6 protein-coding genes and 1 tRNA gene are annotated in these 7,908 nt (G+C 71.1%); 1 reads left to right on the forward strand and 6 read right to left on the reverse strand.

Features of this window, described 5'->3' with window-relative positions:
* Positions 1-111 precede the first annotated feature (111 nt).
* Both ggt and ME121_RS22090 read right to left on the reverse strand, forming a co-directional pair.
* On the reverse strand, positions 112-1,881 hold the full coding sequence (gene ggt, locus ME121_RS22085) for a gamma-glutamyltransferase (protein WP_059409595.1): 1,770 nt from the start codon (positions 1,879-1,881) through the stop codon (positions 112-114).
* A gap of 220 nt (positions 1,882-2,101) precedes the next feature.
* Complete coding sequence (locus tag ME121_RS22090; protein ID WP_012318504.1) at positions 2,102-3,112, reverse strand: 1-aminocyclopropane-1-carboxylate deaminase; 1,011 nt, start codon at positions 3,110-3,112, stop codon at positions 2,102-2,104.
* Between the two features lie 201 nt (positions 3,113-3,313).
* On the opposite strand from ME121_RS22090, the gene ME121_RS22095 reads away from it, so the two are divergent.
* A complete protein-coding gene (locus ME121_RS22095; RefSeq protein WP_041372296.1) occupies positions 3,314-3,778 on the forward strand; it encodes an Lrp/AsnC family transcriptional regulator in 465 nt (154 codons plus the stop codon).
* 6 nt (positions 3,779-3,784) lie between these two features.
* Here ME121_RS22095 and ME121_RS22100 read toward each other — a convergent pair whose 3' ends face one another.
* The 4 genes from ME121_RS22100 to ME121_RS22115 form a co-directional block, all read right to left on the reverse strand.
* The gene (locus ME121_RS22100; RefSeq protein WP_012318502.1) at positions 3,785-5,128 is read right to left on the reverse strand and encodes a replication-associated recombination protein A; all 1,344 of its coding nucleotides are present in this window, start codon (positions 5,126-5,128) and stop codon (positions 3,785-3,787) included.
* A gap of 87 nt (positions 5,129-5,215) precedes the next feature.
* The gene (locus tag ME121_RS22105; protein WP_024830494.1) at positions 5,216-6,673 is read right to left on the reverse strand and encodes a Do family serine endopeptidase; all 1,458 of its coding nucleotides are present in this window, start codon (positions 6,671-6,673) and stop codon (positions 5,216-5,218) included.
* Positions 6,674-6,803: 130 nt separating this feature from the next.
* Entirely contained in the window at positions 6,804-7,286 is a 483-nt protein-coding gene (locus ME121_RS22110) for a Ros/MucR family transcriptional regulator (RefSeq protein ID WP_012318500.1), read from the reverse strand.
* A gap of 527 nt (positions 7,287-7,813) precedes the next feature.
* A tRNA-Met gene (locus ME121_RS22115) sits at positions 7,814-7,890 on the reverse strand.
* Positions 7,891-7,908: the final 18 nt, after the last annotated feature.

Genomic DNA, 7,908 nt, shown 5'->3' on the forward strand with positions numbered 1-7,908 from the left:
GTTCGACGCCGCGGCGGGCCGTGCGCCCCCTGCCCCGGACGCCCGGGTCGCCGCGGAGGCTGATCCGGGACCCGAGCCCGCGCGGTGCCGCGCGGCCTCCGGGACCCTCCCCTACTCCCCCACAGCCGCGCCGGCCGGCCGGCGGTTGTCGTTGGCGCCGTAGAGCAGGCCCGGCCGCATCCGCTCCGTGCGCGAGGCGTCGTTGCCCGACGACGCGGCCTCCGGCAGGGCGGGCGCCGCGGCGCGGACCGCGATGAGTTCCTGTGCGCCCCAGGGCTTCTGCTCGACGATCGTGTGGCCCATGCCCCGCAGGAGGACCTGCGTGTCCGCCGAGAGCGCGAAGGGCTCGGCGTAGATCGTGTCGGGCAGCCACTGGTGGTGGATGCGCGGGGCGTCCACCGCCTCCTGCGGCTCCATGCCGAAGTCGAGCATGTTGATCAGCGTCTGCGCGTTGATCGTGATGATCCGCGAGCCCCCCGGCGAGCCCGCCACCAGCGCGACCCTGCCGTCGCGCAGCACGATCGTGGGCGCCATGGACGAGAGCGGGCGCTTGCCCGGCTGGATCGCGTTCTTCGTCCCCTGCACGAGGCCGAACAGGTTCGGCACCCCGGTCTTGACCGTGAAGTCGTCCATCTCGTCGTTGAGGAAGAACCCGGTGTCGCCGGCGATCACCCCGGCGCCGAAATAGCCGTTGATCGTGTAGGTCAGCGCGACCGCGTTGCCGGCCCTGTCCATCACCGAGATGTGGGTGGTCTCGGGCCGTTCCCGCGTCTCCGGGCCGGGATCCGGCCGGATCTCCGCCGACGGGGTCGCCCGGTCCGGGCGGATCGAGGCCCGGAGCGTCTCCGCGTAGGCCGGCGACAGCAGCCGGTCGACCGGGTTCTCCACGAAGGCCGGGTCGCCGAGCAGCAGGTTGCGGTCCGCGTAGGCGCGCCGCATCGCCTCGACCATCAGGTGCACGGTCCGGGCCGAGTTGAACCCGGCGGCCCGCAGGTCGTAGCCGTCGAGGACGGTGAGGATCTCGCAGAGCGTGGTCCCGCCCGACGAGGGCGGGGGCGCCGACAGGATCGTCGCGCCCCGGTAGCGGCAGGTGAGCGGCTCGGACTGCGTCACCGTGTAGGCGGCGAAGTCGGACGCCGTCAGCAGGCCGCCGCCCGCCCGGGAGGCCGCCTCCACGGCGGCCGGGATCGCGCCCCTGTAGAACGCGTCCGCGCCGCGGTCGGCGATGGCCTGGAGGGTGCGGGCGAGGTCGGCCTGGACCAGCCGGTCCCCGGGCCGCCAGGGGCTGCCGTCCGGGCGCAGGAAGATCCGGGCGACGTTCGCTTGGCCCGCGAACACCTTCGTGCCGGATTCGAGGATGTCGGTATCGCCCCGGGTCAGCACGAACCCGTCCCGGGCGAGCGCGATCGCCGGCGCCATCACCTGGGCCAGCGGCAGGGTCCCGTACGCGGCGAGCGCGGTGTTGAGGCCGAGCACCGTCCCGGGCACGCCGGCCGCCTTCCAGCCGCGCAGGCTCGCGCCCTTCACGACGTTGCCGGCGGCGTCGAGATACATGTCTCGGGTCGCGGCCGCCGGAGCCGTCTCGCGGAAGTTGATGAATCGGCTGCGCCCGTCGGCGCTGTGGAGCACCAGGAAGCCGCCGCCGCCGAGATTGCCGCAGCAGGGGTTCACCACCGCCTCGGCGTAGGCCACCGCCACCGCGGCGTCGACGGCGTTGCCGCCGGCCCTCAGGATGTCGGCGCCCACCTGCGAGGCGAGGCGCTGGGACGAGACCACCATCCCGTTCTCGGCCTCCACGGCCGGTCCCGAGGCGGCCCGCGCGGCGGGCGCGCCCAGGGCGAGCAGGGCCGTCAGGAGCAATGCGCGTGCCGGTGCGATCATCCTTGCCCTCTCCGGTTCGGGTCCCGCGCCGTTGCTGGCGCAGGCCGCCATATAGGGCAGGTGGGACGACGCGGGTGCCGGCCGACCGGTCCCACGCGCGACCCCGTCCTGAGGCGCCGGAGCGCAGGCCCCGAAGGAGGGCTCCTTCGGGGCGGCTTCGCCGCACCTCAGGACAGGGGCGGGTGGAAGGGAGAGGCCGGGCAGGCCTTCCGATCCCGCCTCAGCCGTTGCGGAACGTGTAGCTGTAGCCGTTCAGCGCCGGTGCGCCGCCGAGATGGGCGTAGAGCACCTTCGAGCCCTTCGGGAAGAAGCCCTTCTTCACGAGGTCGATCATGCCCTGCATCGACTTCCCCTCGTAGACCGGGTCGGTGATCATCCCCTCGAGCCGGGCCGAGAGCCGGATCGCCTCCACGGTCTCCTTGGAGGGCACGCCGTAGACCGGGTAGGCGTAATCCTCGTTGAGCACCACGTCGTCGGCCACGATGTCGCCCGCGCCGACCAGGGCGGCGGTGTTCTGGGCGATGTCGAGGACCTGGGCCTTGGTCTGGGCCGGTGTGCAGGAGGCGTCGATGCCGATGACGTTGCGGGCGCGCCCGTCGGCCGAGAAGCCCACCAGCATGCCGGCATGGGTCGAGCCCGTCACCGTGCAGACCACCACGTAGTCGAAGCGCAGGCCCATCTCGGCCTCCTGCTTGCGGACCTCCTCCGCGAAGCCGACGTAGCCGAGCCCGCCGTACTTGTGCACGGAGGCGCCGGCCGGGATCGCGTAGGGCTTGCCGCCCTCGGCCTCGACCTCGGCGAGCGCCCGCTTCCACGAATCGCGGATGCCGATGTCGAACCCGTCATCGACGAGCTGCGTCTGCGCGCCCATGATCCGCGACAGGAGGATGTTGCCGACCCGGTCGTAGACCGCGTCCTCGTGCGGCACCCAGGCCTCCTGGATCAGCCGGCACTTCATCCCGATCTTGGCGGCGACCGCCGCGACCATGCGGGTGTGGTTCGACTGCACGCCGCCGATCGACACCAGCGTGTCGGCGCCGCTCGCGATGGCGTCCGGCACGATGTACTCGAGCTTGCGCAGCTTGTTGCCGCCGTAGGCGAGGCCGGAATTGCAATCCTCGCGCTTGGCGTAGAGCTCGACCTCCCCGCCGAGATGCGCGGTCAGGCGCTTGAGCGGCTCGATCGGCGTCGGGCCGAAGGTCAGGGGATAGCGCTCGAATTTGTCCAGCATCGGGTCTCTCTGGGTCTCGGGGCGCGGCCGGGGACGGCCCGGCGCGAGGCCCGGCTCCGTCTTCGAGGCGCGGGGAAAACTACCCGATCCGCGATGAAAGGTGCTCTCGATCTTTCAGCTCAGACATCCCGCCACTTGCGTTGCTGGGCGCCTCAGCTGCAGAGAATTCCGGATTGAGCTGTGACCCTGAAAGAATCGTCCATGTCCGCAGGGCTCGACCGGATCGACCAGAAGATCCTCCGCCTCCTCCAGGCGGACGGGCGCATGGCCAATGCCGAGATCGCCGAGCGGGTCGGCACCAGCGCGGCCACCTGCCATCGCCGGATCCAGCGCCTGTTCGCGGACGGGTTCGTGCGGGCGGTCCGGGCGCTGATCGATCCGATGCGGGTCGGACGCGGCACCCTGGTCTTCGTCGGCGTCGTGCTCGACCGCTCGACCCCCGAGAGTTTCTCGGAATTCGAGGCGGCCGTGCGGGCGATTCCCGCGCTCCTCGACTGCCACCTCGTGGCCGGCGACTTCGACTACATGCTGAAGATCCGGGTCTCCGACATGGCCGACTTCAACCGCCTCCACAGCGCCACGCTGATCGGCCTGCCGGGGGTGCGCCAGACCCGGACCTTCTTCGTGATGAAGGAGGTGATCGACAACGCGCCCCTCGATCTGTGAGGCCGCCTACCCCTCCCCGCGCCGTTCCTTCCGCAACGCCTCCCAGCGGTCGAGCCGCTCGGCGATGCGGTTCTCGTAGCCCCGTTCGGTCGGCTGATAGAGGTGCTGGCGCCCCAGCGCGTCGGGCCAGTAATCCTGGCCCGAGAAGGCGTCGGGCTCGTCGTGGTCGTAGCGGTAGCCCTCGCCGTAGCCGATCCGCTTCATCAGCTTGGTCGGCGCGTTGAGGATGGTGCGCGGCGGCGGCAGGGAGCCCGCCTCCTTGGCGAGGCGCGTCGCGGCCTTGTAGGCGGTGTAGACGGCGTTCGATTTCGGCGCGCAGGCGAGGTAGATCGCCGCCTGGGCGAGGGCCAGCTCGCCCTCGGGGCTGCCGAGGAAGTCGAAGGCGTCCTTGGCGGCGTTGGCCACCACCAGCGCCTGCGGGTCGGCGAGCCCGATATCCTCCACCGCCATGCGCACCAGCCGGCGGGCGATGAACAGCCGGTCCTCGCCGGCATCGAGCATCCGGCAGAGATAGTAGAGCGCCGCGTCCGGGTCCGAGCCGCGGACGGTCTTGTGGAGCGCCGAGATCAGGTTGTAGTGGCCCTCCTGCGCCTTGTCGTAGATCGGCGCGCGCCGCTGCACGATCTCTTGAAGCGCCTCGGCGTCGAGGGTCTCGCCGGGTCGGGCCGAGCGCCAGACCTCCTCCGCCAGCGTCAGGGCCGCCCGACCGTCCCCGTCGGCCATGCGGACCAGCACGCCCCGGGCCTCCTCGGTGAGCGGCAGGGCCTGGCCCGTCAGCGCCTCGGCCCGGACCAGGAGCCGCGCGACGGCGCCCGGGTCGAGCGCCCGGAACAGCAGCACCCGGGCGCGGGACAGGAGCGCGGCGTTGAGCTCGAAGGACGGATTCTCCGTCGTCGCGCCCACCAGCGTGACGGTCCCGTCCTCCATCACCGGCAGGAAGGCGTCGAGCTGCGCCCGGTTGAACCGGTGGATCTCGTCGACGAACAGCAGGGTCCCCTGCCCGGTCGCCCGGCGCTTGCGGGCGGCCTCGAACACCTTCCGCAGGTCGGGCACGCCGGAGAAGATCGCCGAGATCTGCTCGAAATGCAGGTCCGTGCCCTGGGCGAGCAGCCGCGCCACCGTGGTCTTGCCGGTGCCGGGCGGTCCCCAGAAGATCAGCGAGCCGAGCGTCCGTCCCCGCAGCAGGCGCGTGAGCGCCCCGCCCTCCCCGGTCAGGTGTTCCTGGCCGACGACCTCGGCGAGGGTCTGCGGGCGCAGCCGGTCCGCCAGCGGGCGGGCGGCCTCGGCACCGGGGGCGCGGCCGGGATCCGGCGCGGGAGGCGGTTCCGCGGAGGCGAACAGGTCGGACATCCGCGCATCAACACCGGGCGCGGCCGGGGGCGCAAGCCGGGAGCCGGGGCTTGCCCACGGCCACGGACCTGGCGCCCCCGGACGGGATCAGCCGCCGAACACCGAGGTCAGGATCTCGCCGTTGCGGTTGATCGCGACCTCCCACGAATTGAGGCTGTTGCGGGTGACCCGGTCGAGATCCTTGGTGGTCGACATCGGCACGCCGTTGACCGCCACGATCACGTCGCCCTTCTGCAGCCCGACCCGGGCCGCGATGGAGTTCTCGTCCACCGCCTGCACGGCCACGCCCTCAGCCGGGAAGTCCACCTGCATCTCCTCGGCCACCGCCGGCGAGGTGTTGACGAGGGTCGCGCCGACGAACGGCGAGCGGGTCTTCACCTTGAGCACGTCCCGCGGGCGCGTCTCGGGAGCCGGGGCGAGCTTGACCGAGACCGTCTGCCGGGCCGTGCCGCGCAGGATCCCGAACCGGGCGTGGCCCTGCACGCCCTTCAGGGCGAAGCGGTAGCCGAAGGCCTCCGGGTCGGCCACCTCCTGGCCGTCGACCGTGAGGATCAGGTCGCCGCGCTTCAGGCCCGCCTCCTCGGCCGGGCTCTTGGGCTGGAGGCTCGCCACCAGCACGCCGGTCGGGTGGTCGAGACCCATGCTGTCGGCGATGTCGGGGGTCACGCTCTGGATCCGCGCCCCGAGCCAGGGCCGGCGCACCACGCTCGCCCCGTCGCGGGCGGCGTCGACCACCGCCTTGACCATGCCCACCGGGATCGCGAAGCCGATGCCGTGGCTGCCGCCCGATTGCGAGTAGATCGCGGTGTTGATGCCGACGAGCTGGCCGCGCAGGTCCACCAGCGCGCCGCCGGAATTGCCCGGGTTGATCGCCGCGTCGGTCTGGATGAAGTACTGATAGTCCGCCGAGCCGACCTGCGTGCGCGCCAGGGCCGAGACGATGCCCTGCGTCACCGTCTGGCCGACGCCGAACGGGTTGCCGATCGCCATCACGAAGTCGCCGACCTCCAGGGCGTCGGCATCGCCGAACGGCATCGGCACGAGGCCCTTCGGCGGCTCCTTGATCTTGAGCACCGCGAGGTCGGTGCGGGTGTCGCGCATCACGATCGTGGCCTCGAACTCGCGGCGATCCGCCAGGGCGATCCGGACCTCGTTCATGTTGTCGATGACGTGGTTGTTGGTGATCACGAGCCCGTCGGCATCGACCAGGACGCCCGAGCCCAGGGACCGCTGCGCCCGGTCACCCCGGGGACCGCGACCGCCCTCCGGCTCGCCGAAGAAGCGGCGCATGAACTCCTCCATGGCGCTGGTGCGCGCGCTGGAGCGCTTGTCCACGTGGGAGGCGTAGACGTTCACCACCGACGGCGCGGCCCGCTTCACCACGGGTGCGAAGGAGAGCTGCACGTCGGCCTTGCTGAGCGGCACGACCTTCGCGGTGCCGTCCTTCGCAGGCTCCCGGGTCTCCGTCCGCGCCATCTGCGCCGCGGCCGGGCTGGCGGCCAGCAGGGCTGCGACGAGGGCGGGCAGGGTGAGGCGGGTCAGCATGCAGGGCTCCGGCGTCTGGGCGGGCGCGCCGTCCAGGCCGAGAGAAGGCAGGCGCACCGTGCGGCCTCACGCTATCGGGGTCGATTGCGGCAGGTCGACGACACCTTCGCCGCAGGGGGGGCGGTCGCCGTCAGACGGCTTCCTTGCTGCGCGCCCGCCGCTTCCCGGCGGGCTGCGGCGCGGGCTCGTTCTCGGGCGCGGCCGCCGCGGCGGCGCGCGGCTGACCGAGGCCCAGGGAGCGGGCGAGCTGCGAGCGCTGCTCGGAATAGCTCTGGGCCGTCATCGGGTAGTCCGAGGCGAGGCCCCACTTGGCGCGGTAGGCCTCCGGGGTCAGGCCGCGCAGGGTGAGGTGCCGGCGCAGCGTCTTGTAGGGCTTCCCGTCCTCGAACGAGATCAGGAAATCCGGATTGATCGAGCGCCGGATCTCCTGCGCCGTCGCCTTGGCGATCGGCTGGCTCTGGCCGGCGTCGCAGATCCCCCGGATCGCCGCGTGCACCTCGTTGAGGAGGCCGGGCAGATCCGCGCTCTGCACGTGATTGTGGCTCACATAGGCCGAGACGATCTCGGAGGCGAGCGTGACGAAGCGGAGAGAGCCGCCGTTCGACTGGGCCATGTCGTGTGCGTTGCCTTCTCGTGATGACGAAACTCGCCAGAACGCAAGCACTGCGTCGCGATTCGGACGCCTGATACAATCGCATCTGGAAGATGGGTCAAGTCTTAAATTCGGAATTGGGGTATACGGTCCCAAATAGCGTAAGAAGAGTGATCTTGATCGCTCAACCTCAAGGAATAATGCCTGCCAGATTCTCGCTTGTGCGCAATCGATATTGCCAGATTGTCCTTACGATCGGGAAGGGTCCTCGCTCTACAGCCGAAGGTGCGATGCGGCGCAGGCTATAGAGCTTCCGAGTCCGTTTCTGCCCGTCGATTGTGCATTCGGAGGGCGTCGCCGGTCGATACCTCAAGGGCGAGAGGACAACCTCAGAGAGCCTGTCGGCGATCGGACCTGCGCGGCGAGCGACGGAGAATCTGGAAGGGGACCGACGGCGAACCGGATGAGGCGTTCCGGCCCGGTCCGGGTGCGGACAAACGCAGAACCCGCCGCGCTTGGGGGCGCGGCGGGTTCTGTGTGTCGGGATTTGGTTGCGGGGACAGGATTTGAACCTGTGACCTTCAGGTTATGAGCCTGACGAGCTACCGGGCTGCTCCACCCCGCGCCAAGTGTGTGCGGCTGG

The sequence above is a fragment of the Methylobacterium sp. ME121 genome, from assembly GCF_000974725.1.
GTDB classification, from domain to species: Bacteria; Pseudomonadota; Alphaproteobacteria; order Rhizobiales; family Beijerinckiaceae; genus Methylobacterium; species Methylobacterium radiotolerans.

What these genes read in the sequence shown, in the direction of transcription:
- ggt (WP_059409595.1), bottom strand. Translation starts at nt 1,881, where the DNA reads ATGATCGCACCGGCACGCGCATTGCTCCTGACGGCCCTGCTCGCCCTG.
- ME121_RS22090 (WP_012318504.1), bottom strand. Translation starts at nt 3,112, where the DNA reads ATGCTGGACAAATTCGAGCGCTATCCCCTGACCTTCGGCCCGACGCCG.
- ME121_RS22095 (WP_041372296.1), top strand. Translation starts at nt 3,314, where the DNA reads ATGTCCGCAGGGCTCGACCGGATCGACCAGAAGATCCTCCGCCTCCTC.
- ME121_RS22100 (WP_012318502.1), bottom strand. Translation starts at nt 5,128, where the DNA reads ATGTCCGACCTGTTCGCCTCCGCGGAACCGCCTCCCGCGCCGGATCCC.
- ME121_RS22105 (WP_024830494.1), bottom strand. Translation starts at nt 6,673, where the DNA reads ATGCTGACCCGCCTCACCCTGCCCGCCCTCGTCGCAGCCCTGCTGGCC.
- ME121_RS22110 (WP_012318500.1), bottom strand. Translation starts at nt 7,286, where the DNA reads ATGGCCCAGTCGAACGGCGGCTCTCTCCGCTTCGTCACGCTCGCCTCC.